Source organism: Nocardioides szechwanensis (assembly GCF_900103935.1).
GTDB classification, from domain to species: Bacteria; Actinomycetota; Actinomycetes; order Propionibacteriales; family Nocardioidaceae; genus Nocardioides; species Nocardioides szechwanensis.
Genome location: NZ_FNIC01000001.1, coordinates 402,814 through 423,553, shown reverse-complemented (window position 1 = coordinate 423,553; position 20,740 = coordinate 402,814). Strand labels below are relative to the sequence as shown.

Genomic DNA, 20,740 nt, shown 5'->3' with positions numbered 1-20,740 from the left:
AGTCCTGCCACTACTCCCAATGACAGGACGAAGTCCTGTCACGCGACGCCGAGGTAGGCCTCGCGGATGCTCGGGTCGTCGAGCAGGTCGGCACCGGTGCCGGTCTTGACGATGTTGCCGGTCTCCAGGACGTAGGCACGGTCAGCGCGCGACAACGCCTGCTTGGCGTTCTGCTCGACGACGAGGATCGTGGTGCCCTGCTCGGCGATCTCGCTGATGATCGAGAAGATCTGCTGGATCAGCATCGGCGCCAGTCCCATCGACGGCTCGTCGAGGCAGAGCAGCTTGGGCCTCGCCATGAGGGCGCGCCCGATGGCCAGCATCTGCTGCTCGCCGCCGGACATGGTGCCGGCGATCTGCTTCTTGCGCTCCTCGAGCCTCGGGAAGAGGCCGAACACCCGCTCGAAGTCCTTGGCGATCTCGGCCTTGTCGCGACGGGTGTAGGCACCCATCTCGAGGTTCTCGACCACGGTCATGCCGGGGAAGATGCCGCGCCCCTCGGGCGCCAGGCACAGACCCTTGCGGACCCGCTGGTCAGCACGGAGCCGGGTGACGTCCTCGCCCTGGAAGATGATCCTGCCGGAGTGGATGCCCCGGACCCCGGAGACCGCGCGCATCGTGGAGGTCTTCCCGGCACCGTTGGCGCCGATCAGGGCCACGACCTCGCCCTCCTCGACCTCGATGGAGAGTCCGTGGAGGGCCTCGATCTTGCCGTAGGTCAGGACCACGTCCTCAAGCTGTAGCAGCATCGTCAGGCTCTCCTAGGTAGGCGGCGATGACCTTGGGGCTGCGGGCCACCTCGGCCGGGAGGCCGTCCGCGATCTTGGTGCCGAACTCGAGCACCACGATCCGGTCGGTGACTCCCATGACCAGCTTCATGTCGTGCTCGATGAGGAGCACCGTGAGACCGCGGTCGCGGATCCTGCGGATCAGACCCATCAGGTCTTCCTTCTCCGCCGGGTTGAAGCCGGCAGCCGGCTCGTCCAGGCAGAGCAGCTTGGGATCCGTCGCCATCGCCCTGGCGATCTCGAGCCGGCGCTGGTAGCCGTAGGGCAGGTTGCGGGCCAGCTCGTGGGCGCGGTCGGCGATGCCGACGAAGCGCAGGAGCTCCATGGCCTTGAGCCGGCCCTGCCGCTCCTCGTACATGTGCCGGCTCAGACCGGCGAGCCGCTCCCAACCGCTCTTGATCTTGTTGTCGGAGTACAGGTGCTCGGGGGCGCTGCGGACGCGACGGAGCCGGAACAGGGCGCCGAGCACGCTCGTCTTGTGTCCGGCGTCGCAGCCGACCATGACGTTCTCGAGGGCACTCATCTCAGGGAAGAGACGGATGTTCTGGAACGTGCGTGCCACACCGAGCTGGTTGATCTTGTGGCTCGGGGTGCCGGCGATCTCCTTGCCGTCGAAGTCCACGCCGCCCGAGGTGGGCTTGTAGACACCGGTCATCACGTTGAAGCAGGTCGTCTTGCCGGCTCCGTTGGGTCCGATCAGGCCGAGGATCTCGCCCTTGCGGATCTCGAAGTCCACGTCGTTGAGCGCGACGACGCCGCCGAAGCGCAGCGTGACGTGGTTGACGTGGACCAGCACGTCGTGGAGCGGGCCGCCGGTGGTCTCGTAGGTGGGCTCACCGTTGGCTTCGCCACTGGTCTGGGTGGCCTCAGGCATCGGTAGCCGCCTCCTCTGCTTCGATCTTGCGGTCACGGAACTCGGCCGCGCGTCTCCGGCTGGGGACCAACCCCTGCGGCCTGAAGATCATGACGAGGACGAGAGCGAGCCCGAACGCGAAGGGCCGCCACTCCTGGAAGTCTCGGAACCGCTCGGGGAGGTAGGTGATCAGGAAGGCACCCAGCATGGCGCCGACCATGTTGCCGGAGCCTCCGATGACCACCATCGCCACGAACAGGAACGACAGGTTGAGCTGGAAGTCGTTGGGTGTGATCGCGGTCTGGTGGCTGGCGAACAGCATGCCGGCGGTGGCGCCGAGCATGGCGCCGATCGCAAAGGCCCACAGCTTGTACTTAAGCGCCGGGACGCCCATGATCGCGGCGGCGTCCTCGTCCTCGCGGATGGCGAGCCAGGCCCGCCCGACCCTGCTGTTCTCGAGCCGGCGCACCAGGATGATCAGCACGATCAGGACGGCGAGCGCGAGCCAGTACCAGTAGTGGTGGTCGAGCCGGTTGAACAGGTCGACCTCGACGCCGTAGTCGTTGATGACCTTGGGTCCCGGCGGCGAGGGGATCTCGACGATGCCCTGCGGACCGTTGGACACCTCACCGACGTTGCGCAGGACGATCCGGATGATCTCTCCGAAGCCCATGGTGACGATGGCGAGGTAGTCGCCGCGTAGCCGCAGGGTCGGGGCACCCAGCATCACCCCGGCGAGCAGGGCGAACGCGATCGCGATCGGGACGCAGGCCACGAACGGCACCGCCCAGCCCTCGGCGAAACCGAACTTCTGGACCGCCCACTCGGTGACCGGTGACGACGGGGAGCCGAAGATCGCGACAGAGTAGGCGCCGACGGCATAGAAGCCGATGTAGCCGAGGTCGAGCAGACCAGCCAGTCCGATCACGACGTTGAGCCCGACCGCGACGATCATGTAGATCACGATCTGGAAGAGCACGGCGTCCCACGAGGCACCGCGGGAGCTCAGGTCGGTGCGGATCTGCGCGAACGGCAGCACCTGGAGGAACGGCAGGTAGACCAGGAACGCGATGCCGGCGGCGATGCCTACGGCCTTGATGATCTCGCGGGTGAGCCGCGACATGCCGCGCCACCTGTCCTGGATCGCGAGGGTGCCAGGAACCTTCGTGAGTACGTTCATGCGCGTGCCTTCCCCAGCGATTCGCCCAGGATGCCGGTGGGCCGGATCATCAGCACCAAGATCAGCAGGATGAACGCCGTGACGTCGGCCCAGGAGGAGTCGAAGAGCGTCGAGGAGTAGACCTCGACGATGCCGAGCAGCAGTCCGCCGAGGAGGGCCCCTCGTAGGTTCCCGATCCCTCCGAGGACCGCCGCTGTGAACGCCTTGATCCCGATCAGGAACCCGATGTTGAACTTCGTGATGTCGAACTGCATCGTATAGAGCAGGGCCGCCACCCCGGCCATCGCGCCGCCGAGGATGAACACCAGCATGAAGACGCGGTCCTGGTTGACGCCCATCAGTGCGGCGGTGTCGGGGTCCTGGGCCACTGCCCGGACGCCACGGCCGAGCCGGGAGCGGTTGACGAACATGTCGAGCGCGAGCATCATCCCGACCGCGCCGAGGAAGATGATCAGCTGCAGGTTGGTGATCGTGACCGCGTCGGTGGTGAGCAGGCTCCCCCGGGGTCCGATCAGCTGCTCGGTCTGGACGAGCGACGGGATGCTGATGGTCTTGCGTCCGAACGGCTCACCGAAGAACGCATGCAGCACCTGTCCGAAGATCTCGAGCAGCACGAGCGAGCAGCCGATGGCCGTGATCAGGAAGATCAAAGGTGGTGCGTTCTTCTTGCGCAGGGGCCGGTAGGCGATCCGCTCGACCGCGAGCGCGGTGCCGGCGGACGCAAGCATTGCGCCGATCAGGGCCACCAGGGTCGCCACGATGACGAACCACAGGGCGTCGCCCTCGGCCGCGCCGATGACGGTGTAGATGCCGAGGACGGCCCACGTGCCGACCATGAAGACCTCGGAGTGGGCGAAGTTGATCAGACGCATGACGCCGTAGACCAGCGTGTAGCCGAGGGCCACGAGCGCATAGATGGCGCCACGAGTGAGGCCGTCGACCGTGTGGCCCGGCAGGTCGCTGAAGAGGTTGTCCCACGCCACCAGCGGAACTACCAGGAGACCGAGTTGTTCAAGCAACGGAATGCTCCTTGGTTGGGGTCACGCCCCTGAGACTGAGAGGGGCGGTGCAGAGACGGGGGCGGCCGAGCTGGGCTCGGCCGCCCCTGTCAGTCACTGCTTGTTCAGTCGAGCGAGATCTCCTGGTCGGGCACCAGGGCGTCGCCCTGCACCTTGTAGGCCCAGATGACCACGTTCTCCACGGCGACGTCGCCCTTCTCGTCGAACGCGAGGGTCTTGGTCAGGCCCTCACCCTCGTAGCTGTCGACGAACTCCTCGACGGCTCCACGGTCGGTGGCGCCGCTCTTGATCGCCTCGAGGAAGATCGTCATGGCGTCGAAGCCCTCGGCCGCGTAGGCACCGGGAGCCTCACCGAACTCCGCCTCGTAGTCGGCGTAGAACGTGTCGCCCTCCTCGATCGGGACGCACGGGCAGGTGACGATGGCACCCTCGCCCGCGGCACCGGCCGCGATCGGGAAGTCGGCGCCGTAGACACCGTCGGGGAAGACCACGGGGACGTCGATGCCGGCGTCGCGGATCTGCTTGATCAGCGGCGCGGCCTCGGCGATGTAGCCGGCGTAGAAGATCGCGTCGGCTCCGGCGCTCTCGATCTTGGAGATCGTGGCCGAGAACTCGGTCTGCTCGACCTGCGTCTTGTCGGAGTCGGCGACGAGGTCACCGAGCTCCTCCTTGACCTTGTCGGCCAGCGGCTCGCCGTAGGCCTCGGAGTTGTCGATCACGAAGACCTTGGTCGCGCCGATCGCGTCCGAGAGGTACTTCGCGACAGCCGCGCCCTGGACGTCGTCGTAGCCGACCACGCGGTGGAACACGGCGGCCGGGTCCTCGGTCGTGAGGTCCGTGGCCGTTGCCGACTGGCTGATCATGGTCACGCCGGCCTCGTTGAAGATGCCCTTGGTCGCGCGGGTCTCACCCGAGAACGCGCCACCGATGACACCGAGGAACTCCGGGTCGTCGGCGATCTGGCTCGCCAGCGGCGTGGCCTTGGTCGCGTCACCCTCGCTGTCGAACTTCTCCAGGCTGATGTCGCAGTCCTCGTTCTCAGCGAGGAACTGCTTGAGCGCCAGCTCGGCGCCGTTGACCGAGGGGATCACGATGCTCGCGTTGGGACCGGAGAGGGCACCCATGGCGCCGATCTTGCCGCTGCACTCGTCGCCGCCACCGTCGGCCTTGTCATCCGTGTCCGCACTACCGCACGCCGACAGGATCAGTGCCAGGCTCGCGGCCACTGCCCCCAGCCCGACTACCTTGTTTCGCCTCAAGTCCTTCAACCTCTCGTCAGGTCCTCGGCCGACTACCGAGGACGCAGAGTTACAGGAGGCGCGGCCGCCCCACGGTGGCCGGTTCTCCGGTGCGGAACGTACACCGCCCGACGCCCTCCTGTAAGTACCTTGCCGGAAGGCTGCCGAATCATGACCAACCCGTTACCGGGTCTGGTTCAGGTGCTGGAGGCCCCGGTGACGCCGGGGCCGTGCTCGACGACGCCGTCCGCGACCTGTCGCATGGACAGGCGAAGATCCATCGCCGTCTTCTGGATCCACCGGAAGGCTTCCGGTTCGGACAGGCTGAGCTGCTGCTGCAGGATGCCCTTCGCGCGGTCGACCGCCTTGCGGGTCTCGAGCCGCTCGGTGAGGTCGGCCACCTCGGTCTCGAGCATGCTGAGCTCGGCGAAGCGGCTGACCGCCATCTCGATCGCCGGCACGAGGTCGGTCTTGGAGAACGGCTTGACGAGGTAGGCCATGGCGCCGGCGTCGCGGGCCCGCTCGACCAGGTCCCGCTGCGAGAACGCGGTCAGGATGACGACCGGGGCGATCCGCCTGCCGGCGATCGCCTCGGCGGCGGAGATCCCGTCGAGCACGGGCATCTTCACGTCGAGGATGACCAGGTCCGGTCGGAGCTCGTCGGCGAGCTCGATCGCCCGCGCCCCGTCGCCGGCCTCGCCGACCACGACGTACCCCTCCTCGGTGAGCATCTCCGCGAGATCCATGCGGATGAGCGTCTCGTCCTCGGCGATCACGACGGTGCGGTGCGCGGGGGCGGCAGCTGGCTCGGTCACGTGGACAGGCTAACGGCGCCTATCGGGCTGTGCGCCCGCAGGTTCAGGAACCGGTCGCCGATTGGACGGCCGTGCTCGCGGCCTGGGAGCGGTCGTGGAGGTTGATGAGGAAGAGCTCCACCTCGGCCCGCTCGAGCCGGCGGCGGCTGCACAGCGTGGTGGCCAGGCGGGCGTTCTCGAGCGCCCGCGCGTTGCTACGCGCGGCCCACTCCCAGGGCTTCCACATGACCAGACCTCCGAACCGAGAGACAACGACCACTTAACTATAGTCAGTCAGTTGACTTTGTCCAGTAGCAGGGCGGTCCGTCCAGATCGGCTAAGGTTTCGGCGCGCCAGCCCCGGTAATCCAACGGCAGAGATAGTGGTCTCAAACACCATCCAGTGTGGGTTCGAATCCCACCCGGGGCACTCTGGCAACCGCTCCGCGCCGTGGGTCAGAGGCGCTTGTAGGCGGGCGCGACCTCGTTGATGGCGTCGCCCATGCGGTGGATGCGCAGCGCGTTGGTCGAGCCGGGGATGCCCGGAGGCGCCCCGGCGATGATGACCACCTGGTCACCCTCCTCGACGCGGCCGATCTGGAGCAGCTGCTCGTCGACCTGGCGCACCATCTCGTCGGTGTGGTCGACCGGGGAGGTCTTGAAGGTCTCGACGCCCCAGGAGAGCGAGAGCTGGGAGCGCACCCGGGCCTCGGGGGTGAACGCCAGCACGGGGATCGGGCCACGCAGCCGGGACATCCGTCGGGCGGAGTCGCCGGACTGGGTGAACGCGACGACGTACTTGGCGCCGATCCGCTCCGCGACCTCCTCCGCAGCCTTGGCGATCACGCCGCCGCGGGTGTGCGGGTCCCACTCGATCGTGTCGATGGCGCCGAGGGTCCGGGGCTCGAGGGCATGGCGCTCGGTGGCGGAGATGATCCGGGCCATCGTCTCGACCACGTGGATCGGGTGCTCCCCCACGCTGGTCTCGCCCGACAGCATCACGGCGTCGGCGCCGTCGAGGACGGCGTTGGCGACGTCGCTGGTCTCGGCGCGGGTCGGCGACGGGCTGGTGATCATCGACTCCAGCATCTGCGTCGCCACGATCACCGGCTTGGCGTTGAGGCGGGCCTTCTCGATGATCTGCTTCTGGAGGAACGGCACGTCCTCGAGCGGGCACTCCACGCCGAGGTCGCCGCGCGCCACCATGAAGCCGTCGAAGGCCTCGATGATCTCGTCGAGGTTGTCGATCGCCTGGGGCTTCTCGATCTTGGCGATCACCGGCAGGTGGACGCCCACCTCCGACATCACCCGGCGTACGTCGGCGGCGTCGGCGGCGTTGCGCACGAAGCTCAGGGCGATGAAGTCGACGCTCAGGCCGAGAGCGAACTTGAGGTCCTCGATGTCCTTCTCGGACAGGGCCGGCACGGAGACGGCCACTCCGGGCAGGTTGATGCCCTTGTTGTTGCTGACCTGTCCCCCGACCAGCACCTCGGTGGTGACGTCGGTGGCACCGACGCTGGTCACCCGCAGCCGGACCTTGCCGTCGTCGATCAGGATCGGGTCGCCCACGCTGACGTCGCCGGGCAGACCCTTGTAGGTCGTGCCGCAGATCTCGGCGTCGCCGTCGACGTCGCGGGTGGTGATCGTCCAGACCTGGCCGCGGCGCAGCTGCACCGGACCGCCAGGGAACGTCTCGAGGCGGATCTTGGGCCCCTGGAGGTCGGCGAAGATGCCGACGCCGTGGCCGCTGGCGTCGGCGGCCTCGCGCACGAGGCGGTAGGCCTCGGCATGGTCGTCGTGACTGCCGTGGCTCATGTTCAGCCGGGCGACGTCCATCCCGGCGTACACGAGCTCGCGGATGCGGCGCTCGGTGTTGGTCGAAGGGCCCAGGGTGCAGACGATCTTTGCTCTACGCACGGCACCACCCTAACGAAGAGTTAGATCGTTCCAAAACCCCCGCGCACGCTGACCCGTCGCAAAGTTTGCGACGGGTCAGCGTGGACGGGCGTGGTTCAGACGACCAGAGGCCGGGCGGTGGGAGGGATCGGCACCGGGAGGGTGGTCGAGCCCGTGAGGAACTTGTCGACCGCGGCCGCCGCCGCACGACCCTCGGCGATGGCCCAGACGATGAGCGACTGCCCGCGTCCGGCGTCGCCGGCGACGAACACGCCGGGCAGCGAGCTCATGTAGGAGCCGTCGCGCGCGACGTTGCCGCGCTCGTCGAGGTCGACACCCAGCTGCTCGACCAGCCCGGCCTTCTCGGGACCGGTGAAGCCCATGGCGAAGAGCACCAGCTCGGCCGGGATCTCCCGCTCGGTGCCCTCGATCTCGGTGAGCTTGCCGCCCTCGAACACCACGTCGACCAGGCGCAGCGCCCGGACGTTGCCGTCGTCGTCGCCCAGGAACTCCTGGGTCGACACGGCGTAGACCCGCTCGCCGCCCTCCTCGTGGGCCGAGGAGACGCGGAACGTCATCGGGTACGTCGGCCACGGCTGACCGTCGGGCCGCGACTGCGGCGGCTCGGGCATGATCTCGAGCTGCGTGATCGACGCCGCGCCCTGGCGGGTCGACGTACCGAGGCAGTCGGCACCGGTGTCGCCGCCGCCGATGATCACGACGTGCTTGCCGTCGGCACGGATCTGGTCGTCGACGGTCTCCCCCAGCGCGACCCGGTTGGCCTGCGGGAGGAACTCCATCGCCTGGTGGATGCCGCCGAGCTCGCGTCCGGTCACGGGCAGGTCGCGGGCGACCGTGGACCCCATGGCGAGCACCACGGCGTCGTACCGCTCGCGCAGCCGGTCACCGGTCAGCTCGTCGCCGACCTGGACCCCGGCCCGGAAGACCGTGCCTTCGCGCTTCATCTGCTCCACACGCCGGTCGACGTGCTTCTTCTCCATCTTGAACTCGGGGATGCCGTAGCGCAGCAGGCCGCCGATCTTGTCGGCGCGCTCGTAGACCGCGACGGTGTGTCCGGCGCGGGTCAGCTGCTGGGCGGCGGCGAGCCCGGCCGGGCCAGAGCCGATGACGGCGACGGTCTTGCCCGAGAGCCACTCCGGCGGCTGCGGGGCCACGTTGCCCGACTCCCAGGCGCGGTCGATGATCGAGACCTCGACGTTCTTGATCGTGACCGGGTCCTGGTTGATGCCGAGCACGCAGGCGGTCTCGCACGGCGCCGGGCACAGCCGCCCGGTGAACTCCGGGAAGTTGTTGGTCGCGTGCAGACGCTCGATCGCACCCTGCCAGTCATCGCGCCAGACCAGGTCGTTCCACTCGGGGATGATGTTGCCGAGCGGGCAGCCCTGGTGGCAGAACGGGATGCCGCAGTCCATGCAGCGCCCGGCCTGCTCGGTGATGATCGGCAGCAGTGCGCGGCCGACGCTCCCCGGGTAGACCTCGTTCCAGTCGTGCACCCGCTCCTCGACCGGACGTCGCGTGGCGACCTCGCGACCGTTCTTCAGGAACCCCTTCGGGTCAGCCATCAGGCACAGCCCTCCATCATCGTCGAAGCCGACGTCGGCGCCGTTGCCTCGGTATCGGTCGTGACCCCGCGCTCGCAGTGAGCGGGGAAGCGGAGCTGCTCACCCATGGAGTGCCTCCATCATCGCGTGGGCGATCTCGTTCTCGTCGAGCCCGTCGGCCTCGGCCTTCGCCTTGGCCTCGAGCACGATGCGGTAGTCGCGCGGCATGATCTCGGTGAAGCGGGTCAGCGAGGTCTCCCAGTCGGCGAGCAGCTCCTCGGCGACCTGGGAACCGGTCTCCTCGAAGTGGTCGCGCACGAGCTGCTCGAGCTCGGCCGCGGCCTCTCCGGTCACCGGGCCGAGCTCGACGAGCTCACGGTTGACGCGGTAGTCCTTGAGGTCCAGCACCCAGGCGATGCCGCCCGACATGCCGGCGCCGAAGTTGCGCCCGGTCTTGCCGAGCACGACGACACGACCACCGGTCATGTACTCGCAGCCGTGGTCTCCCACGCCCTCGGTCACCAGCCACGCGCCGGAGTTGCGGACCGCGAAGCGCTCGCCGACCCCACCGCGCAGGAAGATCTGACCGCTGGTGGCGCCGTAGGCGATGGTGTTGCCGGCGATGATCTGCTCGTGCGAGCTGAACGTCGCCGTCCGGTCGGGACGTACGACGATCCGTCCGCCCGACAGCCCCTTGCCGACGTAGTCGTTGGCGTCGCCCTCGAGCCGCAGGGTGATCCCCTTGGGCACGAACGCGCCGAACGACTGGCCCGCGGACCCGACGAACGTGATGTCGATGGTGCCCTCGGGCAGCCCCTCGCCGCCGTACTTCTTGGTCACCTCGTGGCCGAGGATGGTGCCGACCGTGCGGTTGACGTTGCGGATCGCGACCTGGGCGCGCACCGGCTCGCCGTCCTGGATCGCCGGCTGCGCCAGCGGCACCAGCTCGGTGAGGTCGAGCGACCGCTCGAGCCCGTGGTCCTGGGTCTTGGTGCACCGCAGGTCCTGGTCCTTGAACCCGCTCAGGTCGGGGGCGTGCAGGATCGGGGTCAGGTCCAGGCCGGAGGCCTTCCAGTGGTCCACCGCCTCGGCCACCTCGAGGGCGCCCACCTGGCCGATCGCCTCGTCGAGGGTCCGGAAGCCGAGCTGCGCGAGGAGCTCGCGCACCTCCTCGGCGATGTAGGTGAAGAAGTTGACGATGTAGTCGGCCTTGCCGGAGAAGCGCTCACGCAGGACGGGGTTCTGGGTGGCGACCCCGACCGGGCAGGTGTCGAGGTGACAGACCCGCATCAGGATGCAGCCGGAGACCACGAGCGGCGCGGTGGCGAAGCCGAACTCCTCGGCACCGAGCAGCGCCGCGATGACGACGTCGCGCCCGGTCTTGAGCTGGCCGTCGGTCTGGACGACGATCCGGTCGCGCAGCCCGTTGAGCAGCAGGGTCTGCTGCGTCTCGGCGAGCCCGAGCTCCCACGGACCACCCGCGTGCTTGAGCGACGTCAGCGGCGAGGCGCCGGTGCCGCCGTCGTGGCCGGAGATGAGTACGACGTCAGCGTGCGCCTTGGAGACGCCCGCGGCGACGGTGCCGACCCCGACCTCGGAGACCAGCTTGACGTGGACCCGTGCCGCCGGGTTGGCGTTCTTGAGGTCGTGGATCAGCTGGGCGAGGTCCTCGATGGAGTAGATGTCGTGGTGGGGCGGCGGGCTGATCAGCCCGACGCCGGGTGTCGAGTGGCGGGTCCGGGCCACCCACGGGTAGACCTTGTTGCCCGGCAGCTGACCGCCCTCGCCGGGCTTGGCTCCCTGCGCCATCTTGATCTGGATGTCGTCGGAGTTGGTGAGGTACTCGGACGTCACCCCGAAGCGACCCGACGCGACCTGCTTGATCGAGCTGCGCCGCTCGGGGTCGTAGAGGCGGTCGGGGTCCTCGCCACCCTCACCGGTGTTGGACTTCGCGCCCAGCCGGTTCATGGCGATCGCGAGCGTCTCGTGCGCCTCCTTGCTGATCGACCCGTAGGACATGGCCCCGGTCGAGAAGCGCTTGACGATCTCGGAGACCGGCTCGACCTCGTCGATGGAGATCGGCTGCCGCCCGGTGCTCTCGGCGTCCTTGAACCGCATCAGCCCGCGCAGCGTCATCAGCCGGCCGGACTGCTCGTCGACCGCCGCGGTGTACTGCTTGAAAATGTCGTAGCGCCCGGTGCGGGTGGCGTGCTGGAGCCGGAAGACCGTGTCGGGGTCGAAGAGGTGCGGCTCGCCCTCGCGGCGCCATTGGTACTCGCCGCCGATCTCGAGCTCGCGGTGGGCGGGCAGGATCCCGCCTCGGGGGTACGCCGTGGCGTGGCGACGCGCCACCTCCTGGGCGACCGTGTCGAGGCCCATCCCGCCGAGCTTGGAGGTGGTGCCGGTGAAGTAGCGGTCGACAAGGTCCTGGGAAAGGCCGATGGCCTCGAAGATCTGCGCACCGGTGTAGGACGCGACGGTGGAGACACCCATCTTGGACATCACCTTGAGCACGCCCTTGCCGAGCGCCTTCACCAGGTTGGCGACGGCCTGCTCGGGCTCCGTCTTGACGTAGTAGCCCTCGCGGGCGAGGTCCTCGACGGACTCCATGGCGAGATAGGGGTTGACCGCCGCGGCGCCGTAGCCGACCAGCAGCGCCACGTGGTGGACCTCGCGCACGTCGCCGGCCTCGACCAGCAGGCCGACCTGGGTGCGGGTCTTCTCGCGGACCAGGTGGTGGTGCACCGCGCCGGTGAGCAGCAGCGACGGGATCGGCGCCAGCTCGGCGGTCGAGTGCCGGTCGGAGAGCACGATGATCCGCGCTCCGCCGGCGATCGCCTGCGACACCTCGGCGCAGATCTCCTCGATGCGGTGGGCCAGGGCCCCGCCACTGCCCTCGACCTCGTAGAGGCCGCGCGACACGTGGGTGATGAAACCGGGCATGTCGCCGTCGCGGTTGATGTGCCGGATCTTGGCGAGGTCGTCGTTGGAGATCACCGGGAACGGCAGCACGACCTGGCGGCACGACGCGGGCGTCGGGTCGAGCAGGTTGGCCTCGGGCCCGATGGTGCCGTTGAGCGACGTGACGAGTTCTTCGCGGATCGCGTCGAGCGGGGGGTTGGTGACCTGGGCGAAGAGCTGGCTGAAGTAGTCGAACAGCAGCCGCGGCTTGTCGCTGAGCGCAGCGATCGGGGTGTCGGTGCCCATGGAGCCGAGCGGCTCTCCCCCGGTGTTGGCCATCGGGGTGAGCAGGACCCGCAGCTCCTCCTCGGTGTAGCCGAAGATCTGCTGGCGGCGGGTGACCGAGGCGTGCGTGTGGATGATGTGCTCACGCTCGGGGATGTCGTTGAGGTGGATCAGCCCGGCGTGCAGCCACTCGCCGTAGGGGTGCTCCGAGGCGAGCTCGTTCTTGATCTCCTCGTCCTCGATGATCCGGTGCTCGTCGGTGTCGACGAGGAACATCCGGCCCGGCTGGAGCCGGCCCTTGCGGACGATGGTCGCGGGGTCGAGGTCGAGTACACCGACCTCGGAGGCGAGCACGACGAGGCCGTCGTCGGTGACCCAGTAGCGCGAGGGGCGCAGGCCGTTGCGGTCGAGGACCGCCCCGATCTGGGAGCCGTCGGTGAAGACGACGCAGGCAGGTCCGTCCCACGGCTCCATCACCGCCGAGTGGAAGGCATAGAAGTCGCGGCGACGCTGCTCCATCTCGGTGTGGTTCTCCCACGCCTCGGGGATCATCATCAGCACCGCGTGCGGCAGGCTGCGCCCGCCCATGTGCAGCAGCTCGAGCACCTCGTCGAACGACGCGGAGTCAGAGGCCCCGGTGGTGACGATCGGGTAGAGCCGCTCGAGGTCGCCGGGGATGACGTCGGAGGCCAGCAGGGCCTCACGGGCGCGCATCCAGTTGCGGTTGCCCATCACCGTGTTGATCTCGCCGTTGTGGGCGATGAACCGGAACGGGTGGGACAGCGGCCAGCTCGGGAACGTGTTGGTGGAGAACCGCGAGTGGACGACGGCCAGGGCCGAGGCCACCCGCTCGTCGAGCAGGTCGGGGAAGAAGTTGTCTAGCTGCTCGGTGGTCAGCATGCCCTTGTAGGCGAGCGTGCGCGCCGACAGCGAGGGGAAGTAGACGTCGGTGTCGCGCTCGGCGCGCTTGCGCAGGCAGAAGGCCATCCGCTCCAGCGACATGCCGGCCACGCGCTGGCGGGCGCCGGCGACGAAGAGCTGGCTGAAGGCGGGCATCACACCGAGGGCGGTGGCCCCGAGGACCGACGGGTCGGTCGGGACGTCGCGCCAGCCGAGGACCGCGAGGCCCTCGTCGGCGGCGATCTCCTCGATCCGGCGGCGGGTCTCGGCCACGTGGGCGTCGTCGCCGGGCAGGAACGCCGTACCGACGGCGTAGGCGTGGGCGGGGGGGAGCTCGAAGTCGACGACCGCGCGCAGGAAGGCGTCGGGGACCTGCATCAGGATGCCCGCGCCGTCGCCGGAGTTGGGCTCGGCGCCGGCGGCACCGCGATGCTCGAGGTTGCGCAGCGCTGTCAGCGCCTTCGCCACGATGTCGTGGCTGGCCTCCCCGGTGAGGGTCGCCACGAAAGCGACGCCACAGGCGTCATGCTCGTTGCGGGGGTCGTAAAGACCCTGGGGCGGCGGGAACGCGTGCGTGTAGGGCACTGAGTTCTCCCGTCGTCGTCGTGTGCAGAACGACGCCTGCACTTGTGGGCGCAAGGGACGACATTGGCCCACGCGGCGGAGTCGTCAGATTACCACCCGGTTACGTCCTCGAGCAGCGGGTGGCTGTCCGATGGACGGTCAGGTGGTGGCGCCCTCGGACTTGCCGGGCGGCGGTGTCGGGGCGTCGACGTCGGTCTCGGTGACCTCGGGACCGTCGTCGCCGTCGGACGCCGAGTCGGCGGGCGGCTCGTGACCCTCGCGGTAGACGCTGTCCTCGCGGCCGGGGCGGCGGCGCAGGCTCACCACGAAGTAGATCGACGCCGCCACGAACAGCACGATCGAGACCCAGACGTTGAAGCGCAGGCCACCGACGTCGTCGAGCTCGACGGTGTCGATGCGGAGGTACTCGATCCAGCCGCGACCGGCCGTGTAGGCCATGACGTAGAGCGCGATGACGCGTCCGTAGCCGAGCTTGAAGCGCTGGTCGGCCCAGATCACCAGGCCGAAGGCGCCGAGGTTCCACAGGCATTCGTAGAGGTACGTCGGGTGGAACGTCGTGCCCGCGGGGAAGGTCTGGCCGGACGGGTAGTTGTCCGGGTCGATCTCGAGGCCCCACGGCAGGTCGGTGGGCCGGCCGTAGAGCTCCTGGTTGAACCAGTTGCCCCAGCGGCCCAGCGCCTGGGCGACGAGGACCCCGGGCGCCATCGCGTCGAGGGCCGGGAGCAGGCGGATGCCCTTGAGCCGGGCGCCCACGTAGACGCCGAGCGCGCCCAGGGCCACGCCGCCCCAGATGCCGAGCCCGCCGCGCCACACGTAGAGCGCGGTGACGGGGTTGTTGCCGTCGCCGAAGTAGAGGGCGCTGTCGGTCAGCACGTGGTAGAGCCGGGCGCCGACCAGGCCGAACGGCACCGCCCAGATCGCCAGGTCCTGTACGTCGCCGGGCCGGCCGCCGCGGGCGACCCAGCGCCGCTCGCCGATCCAGATCGCGACGATGATGCCGAGGATGATCGACAGCGCGTAGCCGCGCAGCGGCACCGGACCGACGTACCAGACGCCGGTGTCGGGGCTGGGGATCGTCAGGCTCGTGATCGTGAGAAGGGTGGACACGTCAGCTCTCCTTGCCGAGCAGGGTGCGGATGTCGGCAGCGAACTGCCCCTGCTTGGTGTACTGGCTCCAGTAGACCGGAGCCTCGTCGGAGCTGTCGATCCCCGTGATCTGGGTGCTGTGCCCCCCGAGGTCGTAGCCGCCGCCGGGCAGCTCCTTGCCGTCGCTGACGTAGATGGCGAGCGGCTCGCCCGCCGCGATGATCGACTCGATGTCGCCGGTCAGGCCGATGAAGCTGGGGTCGTAGTCGTCGAGGTAGGTGCGCAGCGCGCTGGGGGTGTCGTTCTTCGGGTCGGTCGTCACGAAGACCACGTCGACCTCCTCGCGCTCCTCGTCGTCGAGACGGTTCATCGCGCCGGCCAGCGCGGCCATCACGGTCTGGCAGATGTCGGGGCACCGGGAGTAGCCGAAGAAGACCAGCGTGAGCCGCTTGTCGGTGTCGGCCGCGAGCGAGTAGGGCTCGCCCTCGGTGTCGGTCAGCGCGATGTCGGGTGCCGGGAGCGGGTTGTCGAGCATGGTGCCGGCGAAGTCGTCGGACGCCGCGTCGTCGCCACACCCGACGAGCGCGAGGAGCAGGAACAGCGCGGTGACGACCCGGACTGCCGCCCTAGCCACGGCGTACCCCGGCAGCGAGGTCCTCGGTGAGGGCGGCCAGCGCCTTGAGCCCGGCGGAGCGGTCGTCGTGGTCGAGCAGCGCGCGCACGAACGCCGAGCCGACGATCACACCGTCGGCGTAGGCAGCGAGCTCGGCAGCCTGCTCGCCGTTGCTGACGCCCAGGCCGACCCCGATCGGCAGGTCGGTGGTCGCGCGGGTGCGGGAGACCAGGGGCGCGGCGAGGTCGCTGGTCGTGGTGCGGGCGCCGGTGACCCCCATGACCGCGGTGGCGTAGACGAAGCCGCGGCAGGCGTTGGTGGTCATGGCGATCCGCTCGTCGGTGGACGAGGGCGCGACCAAAAAGATCTTGTCGAGGTCGTGCTCGTCGGCGGCGGCGATCCACTCGGGTGCACTGTCGGGGGTCAGGTCGGGCGTGATCAGGCCCGCTCCCCCGGCGGCGGCGAGGTCGGCGGCGAAGCGGGGGACGCCGTAGCGCTCGACGGGGTTCCAGTAGGTCATCACCACGGTGGGGACGCCGGTGGCGGCGACCGCCTCGACCGTGCGCAGCACGTCGGTGGTGCGGACCCCCCGCTCGAGGGCCTGCTGGGCGGCGGCCTGGATCGTGGGGCCGTCCATCACCGGGTCGCTGTAGGGCAGGCCGATCTCGATCACGTCACAGCCGGAGTCGACCAGGCAACGCAGCGCGTCGATGCCGCCGGCGACGTCGGGGAAGCCGGCCGGCAGGTAGCCGACGAGCGCGGCGCGGCCCTCGGCCTTGGCGGCGGCGAACGCGGTGGCGGTGGTGGGGGTGCTCATGCGGGGTACCCGGCGAAAGCGGAGCGAAGCGAGCATTTCGTGGGGGTGCTCATAGGTCGAACCACTCCATGGCGGTCTCCATGTCCTTGTCGCCGCGGCCGCTGAGGTTGACCAGGATGGTCGCGTCGGGACCCTTCTCGGCGGCGAGGCCCTCGGCCAGGCGCAGGGCGCCGGCAACGGCGTGGGCCGACTCGATGGCAGGGATGATCCCCTCCGTGCGGCTGAGCAGGGCCAGCGCGTCCATGGCCTCGGCGTCGGTCACGGGCGTGTAGATGGCGCGGCCGGTCTTGGCGAGGTGGGCGTGCTGTGGCCCGACCCCGGGGTAGTCGAGGCCGGCCGAGATCGAGTGGGACTCGATGGTCTGGCCGTCCTCGTCCTGGAGCACGTAGGTGCGGGCGCCGTGGAGCACCCCGCTGTCGCCGGCGTGGATGGTGGCCGCGTGACGGCCGGTCTCGACGCCGTCGCCGCCCGGCTCGAAGCCGTGGAGCGCGACGCCGTCGTCGTCGAGGAACGCCTGGAAGATCCCGATCGCGTTGGAGCCGCCGCCGACGCACGCCGCGACGACGTCGGGCAGCACGCCGTACTGCTCGAGGCACTGGGCGCGCGCCTCGTCGCCGATGCCGCGCGCGAAGTCGCGCACCATGCTCGGGAACGGGTGGGGCCCGGCGGCGGTGCCGAAGAGGTACGCCGTGTGGTCGACGCTCGCGACCCAGTCGCGCAGCGCTTCGTTGATGGCGTCCTTGAGCGTGGCGCTGCCGCTGTCGACCGGGATCACCTTGGCGCCGAGGAGGTTCATCCGGGCGACGTTGAGGGCCTGGCGCTTCACGTCGACGGCGCCCATGTAGACGGTGCAGTCGAGGCCGAAGTAGGCCGCGGCGGTGGCGCTGGCGACACCGTGCTGGCCGGCCCCGGTCTCGGCGATCACCCGCTGCTTGCCCATGCGCTTGGTCAGCAGCGCCTGGCCGAGCACGTTGCGGATCTTGTGGGCGCCGGTGTGGTTGAGGTCCTCGCGCTTGAGCAGGATGCGGACCCCGACCTTGTCGGAGAGCCGGCGGGCCTCGTAGAGACGGCTGGGTGTGCCGGCGTACTCGCGGCAGATGGTCTCGAAGCTCTCGACGAACGCCGGGTCGGCCATGGCGTCCTGCCAGGCCGCGGTCAGCTCGTCGAGCGCGGCGACCAGGGCCTCGGGCATGAACCGGCCACCGAAGTCACCGAACCAGCCGCGCTCGTCGGCGTCGTAGCGGGACGTGTCGGGAGGTGTGCTCATGCCTCGACTCCTGTCATCGCGGCGACCGCCTCGCGCGGCGCCCCGTCCTTGACCAGGGCCTCGCCGACGAGGACCACGCGGGCACCCTCGGAGACGAAGCGCCTGACGTCTGGTGGTCCCGAGATGCCCGACTCGGCCACGAGCACTCGGTCGTCGGGCACGAGCGGCGCCAGCCGGCCGAACGTGGTGTCGTCGACGGCGAGGGTCTTGAGGTTGCGGGCGTTGACGCCGACCAGCTCGGCGCCGAGCGCGACCGCACGCTCGGTCTCGGCCTCGTCGTGCACCTCGACCAGCACGGTGAGGCCGAGCTCGCGGGCCTCGTCGTGGAGCCGGCGCAGGGTGTCGTCGTCGAGCGCGGCCACGATCAGCAGCACGAGGTCGGCACCGGCGGCGCGCGCCTCGACGACCTGGTAGCTGGTGACCACGAAGTCCTTGCGCAGCAGGGGGGTGTCTACCGCGGCCCGGACCGCCCGCAGGTCGGCGAGGCTGCCGCCGAAGCGGCGCTGCTCGGTGAGCACGCTGATCGCGGCGGCTCCGCCGGCGGCGTACTCGGCGGCCAGAAGGGCGGGGTCGGGGATGTCGGCGAGGTCGCCCTTGCTGGGGCTGCGCCGCTTGACCTCGGCGATGACGCTGGACCCGGCCGAGCGGAAGTGCGGCATCGGGTCGCGCGGGGCGTCGACGTCGGCCAGGGCCGCACGCACGTCGGCCAGCGGCAGCGCCGCCTCACGCTCCGCGAGGTCGATCCGTACGCCGTCGACGATGTCGTCGAGCACGGACATGGGTTCCTCCAGGAGCGGGGCCGCGCGGGCCTGATTTCGAGGTGCGGTGGTGCTCCGAGTCTGTCACGCAAGGCGTTAGGGTCCTGACAGCGGTCACTCCTCTGGACCGGTCAACGTCGAAGGGAACCCGATGAGCTACAACGAGCCTCCTCCGCCGCCGCCGCAGTACGGCGCACCGCAGCCTGGTTACGGCGCTCAGCCGCAGAAGAACTCCGTGATGGCCATCATCGGCCTGGTGCTGGGCATCATCGGCGTCATCCCGTGCTTCTGGGGATGCTTCATCTTCTCGATCGGCGGCGTGATCCTCGGCCTGCTCGGGAAGAAGGACGTGCGCGAGTCCAACGGCACCAAGAAGGGCGAGAACCTCGCCCAGTGGGGCTTCATCCTCGGCCTGGTCGGCATCGCCCTCGGCGTCATCTACTGGATCCTCATCGGAACCGGCGTCATCGACTTCACCTACGAAGGCCAGTTCGGCGACAGCTGAGCAGAGGGCTCGGGGCGCCGCGGCTGCGGCGCCTCGGGTCCGGCAGGGTCGCCCTAGGGCGCCAGCCAGGAACCGGACACGTTCCTGAGCACTGTGAAGACCGCCAGGAGCGCCACCACGGCGACCGCGGTGCGGCTCACCAGGGTCATCGAGATCGCCCGACGATGACCGCGCCAACGGTCGACGGTCCACACGGCCAGGCCCGCCAGGATGAACGGCAGGGCCACGATGAAGGCCAGGTTGCTCGACGCGGCGTCGACCAGCTGGAAGTTGGTCAGGTCGTTGACCGCGCGCAGGCCGCCGCAGCCGGGGCACCAGAAGCCCATCATCGCGCTGGGGCACAGCCCCCAGCTCGCGGTCTCGTGCGGGTCACGGAAGTGCAGTGCCACCGTGGCGGCGCCGAGGGCGCCGATCGTGCCGACCGGCGCAGCCATCCGCTGCCACCGGGTGCGCGGCGGCGAGGCGAGGGCGACGGGCGGCGCCAGCGGCGGGTGGGTCAATGTGCCGACCCGTGCAGCCCGAGCTTGCCCATCACGGCGAACAGCACGCCGGCGGCGACGGTGATCGCGACGCCGACCCAGAACACGGGGTAGCTGATCGGGTCGAGCATGAGGCCGATCGCCCCGACCACGAAGCCGACCAGGCCCACGACCACAGCGGTCCAGGCGGCCGGGGTGTTGCCGTGGTTGTCAGACATGCGGGGCTCCTCGCGGTGTGGCAAACAGGTACGTCGGTGCGGTGCGGCACCAGTGTATTCAGGTCGTCAGCGGGTGGGGTCGCGACCCTCGTCAATCGCCTTCCAGAGATCGAGGCTGGACGGCTCCTCGGCCGGCTCGGCCGGTGACTGGGGCCGCGGCTGGTCCCCCGGCGCGTCGTAGCGGGTGCCCATCTCGGGCCACTGCGGCACGCGCCGGACCGCCTGGAGGGTGGCGAGCACCGAGACGACCGCGCAGACGAGCCCGATCCAGTACCACCGGGTGTGGTCGACGTCGACGCTGTCGAACCCCGCTGCCACGAAGTCGTCGCGCAGGGACTCCGCGGCCGAGAAGAACCCGGCCACGTAGGTCACCAGCGTGCCGAGGGCAGCGACCGCGCCGAGGCCGGCGACGGCACGGCGTACTCGACCGCGGGAGACGAGCACGACGCCCCAGCTGGCCAGGACCACGAGGGCCAGGGCGGTGGCGAGCGGGACGCTGGCGCCCGTCGCGGTCGCAACGAAAGCGCTGGTGGCTCCCTCCGAGGAGGCGTCGGCGACCACCCAGGCCTGGTTACCGGCGACCGCGGCACCCACGCCGGCCGCGAGCCCGAGGACGACGACCGGGCCGAACCCGGCGCTAGGCACTCGTGGGCCCGGTGAGCACGTCGGCGTCGAAGCAGGTGTGGTCGCCGGTGTGGCAGGCCGCGCCCTCCTGGTCGACCTTGACCAGCAGCGTGTCGCCGTCGCAGTCGAGGCGGACCTCCTTGACCCACTGGACGTGGCCGGAGGTGTCGCCCTTGACCCAGTACTCACGGCGCGAGCGGCTCCAGTAGGTCGCCCGGCCGGTGGTCAGCGTGCGGTGGAGCGCCTCGTCGTCCATCCAGCCGAGCATCAGCACCTCGTGGGTGTCGTGCTGCTGGACCACGGCGGCAACCAGTCCCTCGGCGTTGCGCTTGAGCCGGTCGGCGATGGCGGGGTCGAGGGACGAGGTCACGTC

20 protein-coding genes and 1 tRNA gene are annotated in these 20,740 nt (G+C 69.7%); 2 read left to right on the top strand and 19 right to left on the bottom strand.

The window, feature by feature from the left end; genetic code table 11:
• Window positions 1–38: 38 nt before the first annotated feature.
• The 7 genes from BLR90_RS02080 to BLR90_RS02050 form a co-directional block, all read right to left on the bottom strand.
• A complete protein-coding gene (locus BLR90_RS02080) occupies window positions 39–749 on the bottom strand; it encodes an ABC transporter ATP-binding protein (protein WP_091022102.1) in 711 nt (236 codons plus the stop codon).
• Entirely contained in the window at window positions 733–1,662 is a 930-nt protein-coding gene (locus BLR90_RS02075) for an ABC transporter ATP-binding protein (protein WP_091022100.1), read from the bottom strand. The genes BLR90_RS02080 and BLR90_RS02075 overlap by 17 nt, the downstream gene beginning before the upstream one ends.
• A complete protein-coding gene (locus BLR90_RS02070; protein WP_091022098.1) occupies window positions 1,655–2,821 on the bottom strand; it encodes a branched-chain amino acid ABC transporter permease in 1,167 nt (388 codons plus the stop codon). Before BLR90_RS02070 ends, BLR90_RS02075 begins: the two co-directional genes overlap by 8 nt.
• Window positions 2,818–3,804: a branched-chain amino acid ABC transporter permease gene (locus tag BLR90_RS02065; protein ID WP_091022096.1), complete on the bottom strand. Its 987-nt coding sequence runs from the start codon at window positions 3,802–3,804 to the stop codon at window positions 2,818–2,820. The genes BLR90_RS02070 and BLR90_RS02065 overlap by 4 nt, the downstream gene beginning before the upstream one ends.
• A 140-nt stretch (window positions 3,805–3,944) precedes the next feature.
• Complete coding sequence (locus tag BLR90_RS02060; protein ID WP_091022094.1) at window positions 3,945–5,099, bottom strand: branched-chain amino acid ABC transporter substrate-binding protein; 1,155 nt, start codon at window positions 5,097–5,099, stop codon at window positions 3,945–3,947.
• Between the two features lie 176 nt (window positions 5,100–5,275).
• The gene (locus tag BLR90_RS02055; RefSeq protein ID WP_091022093.1) at window positions 5,276–5,893 is read right to left on the bottom strand and encodes an ANTAR domain-containing response regulator; all 618 of its coding nucleotides are present in this window, start codon (window positions 5,891–5,893) and stop codon (window positions 5,276–5,278) included.
• A gap of 43 nt (window positions 5,894–5,936) precedes the next feature.
• Window positions 5,937–6,152 (bottom strand): hypothetical protein, encoded by a 216-nt coding sequence (locus BLR90_RS02050; protein ID WP_147212925.1) that lies wholly within the window; start codon window positions 6,150–6,152, stop codon window positions 5,937–5,939.
• Between the two features lie 76 nt (window positions 6,153–6,228).
• Here BLR90_RS02050 and BLR90_RS02045 point away from each other — a divergent pair.
• A tRNA-Leu gene (locus BLR90_RS02045) sits at window positions 6,229–6,301 on the top strand.
• Between the two features lie 26 nt (window positions 6,302–6,327).
• Here BLR90_RS02045 and pyk read toward each other — a convergent pair.
• The 8 genes from pyk to trpC all read right to left on the bottom strand — a co-directional run bounded on the left by pyk (window position 6,328) and on the right by trpC (window position 18,562).
• Complete coding sequence (gene pyk, locus BLR90_RS02040) at window positions 6,328–7,788, bottom strand: pyruvate kinase (RefSeq protein WP_091022089.1); 1,461 nt, start codon at window positions 7,786–7,788, stop codon at window positions 6,328–6,330.
• Window positions 7,789–7,883: 95 nt separating this feature from the next.
• Entirely contained in the window at window positions 7,884–9,350 is a 1,467-nt protein-coding gene (locus BLR90_RS02035) for a glutamate synthase subunit beta (protein WP_091022087.1), read from the bottom strand.
• A 99-nt stretch (window positions 9,351–9,449) separates the two neighbouring features.
• A complete protein-coding gene (gene gltB, locus BLR90_RS02030) occupies window positions 9,450–14,000 on the bottom strand; it encodes a glutamate synthase large subunit (RefSeq protein ID WP_091022085.1) in 4,551 nt (1,516 codons plus the stop codon).
• A 138-nt stretch (window positions 14,001–14,138) separates the two neighbouring features.
• Window positions 14,139–15,107: a prolipoprotein diacylglyceryl transferase gene (gene lgt, locus BLR90_RS02025; protein WP_218029312.1), complete on the bottom strand. Its 969-nt coding sequence runs from the start codon at window positions 15,105–15,107 to the stop codon at window positions 14,139–14,141.
• 1 nt (window position 15,108) lies between these two features.
• On the bottom strand, window positions 15,109–15,720 hold the full coding sequence (locus tag BLR90_RS02020; RefSeq protein WP_245715111.1) for an SCO family protein: 612 nt from the start codon (window positions 15,718–15,720) through the stop codon (window positions 15,109–15,111).
• Window positions 15,713–16,516 (bottom strand): tryptophan synthase subunit alpha, encoded by an 804-nt coding sequence (gene trpA / locus BLR90_RS02015; protein ID WP_091022083.1) that lies wholly within the window; start codon window positions 16,514–16,516, stop codon window positions 15,713–15,715. Before trpA ends, BLR90_RS02020 begins: the two co-directional genes overlap by 8 nt.
• 49 nt (window positions 16,517–16,565) lie before the next feature.
• Complete coding sequence (gene trpB, locus BLR90_RS02010; protein WP_091022082.1) at window positions 16,566–17,783, bottom strand: tryptophan synthase subunit beta; 1,218 nt, start codon at window positions 17,781–17,783, stop codon at window positions 16,566–16,568.
• Window positions 17,780–18,562 carry an indole-3-glycerol phosphate synthase TrpC gene (trpC, locus tag BLR90_RS02005; RefSeq protein ID WP_091022080.1) on the bottom strand — a complete coding sequence of 261 codons (783 nt, stop codon included), beginning with the start codon at window positions 18,560–18,562 and terminating at the stop codon, window positions 17,780–17,782. Before trpC ends, trpB begins: the two co-directional genes overlap by 4 nt.
• Before the next feature lie 130 nt (window positions 18,563–18,692).
• Between trpC and BLR90_RS02000 the strand changes: the two genes are divergently transcribed.
• Window positions 18,693–19,046, top strand: a complete 354-nt coding sequence (locus BLR90_RS02000; protein WP_091022078.1) for a DUF4190 domain-containing protein — start codon at window positions 18,693–18,695, stop codon at window positions 19,044–19,046.
• A gap of 53 nt (window positions 19,047–19,099) precedes the next feature.
• On the opposite strand, the gene BLR90_RS01995 is transcribed toward BLR90_RS02000, so the two are convergent.
• The 4 genes from BLR90_RS01995 to hisI form a co-directional block, all read right to left on the bottom strand.
• Window positions 19,100–19,546, bottom strand: coding sequence for a DUF2752 domain-containing protein (locus tag BLR90_RS01995; protein ID WP_091022076.1), 447 nt, complete (start codon window positions 19,544–19,546; stop codon window positions 19,100–19,102).
• Entirely contained in the window at window positions 19,543–19,743 is a 201-nt protein-coding gene (locus BLR90_RS01990; protein WP_091022074.1) for an HGxxPAAW family protein, read from the bottom strand. Before BLR90_RS01990 ends, BLR90_RS01995 begins: the two co-directional genes overlap by 4 nt.
• A gap of 66 nt (window positions 19,744–19,809) precedes the next feature.
• The gene (locus tag BLR90_RS01985) at window positions 19,810–20,388 is read right to left on the bottom strand and encodes a Trp biosynthesis-associated membrane protein (protein WP_091022072.1); all 579 of its coding nucleotides are present in this window, start codon (window positions 20,386–20,388) and stop codon (window positions 19,810–19,812) included.
• A complete protein-coding gene (gene hisI / locus BLR90_RS01980) occupies window positions 20,381–20,737 on the bottom strand; it encodes a phosphoribosyl-AMP cyclohydrolase (protein WP_245715110.1) in 357 nt (118 codons plus the stop codon). Before hisI ends, BLR90_RS01985 begins: the two co-directional genes overlap by 8 nt.
• Window positions 20,738–20,740 lie beyond the last annotated feature (3 nt).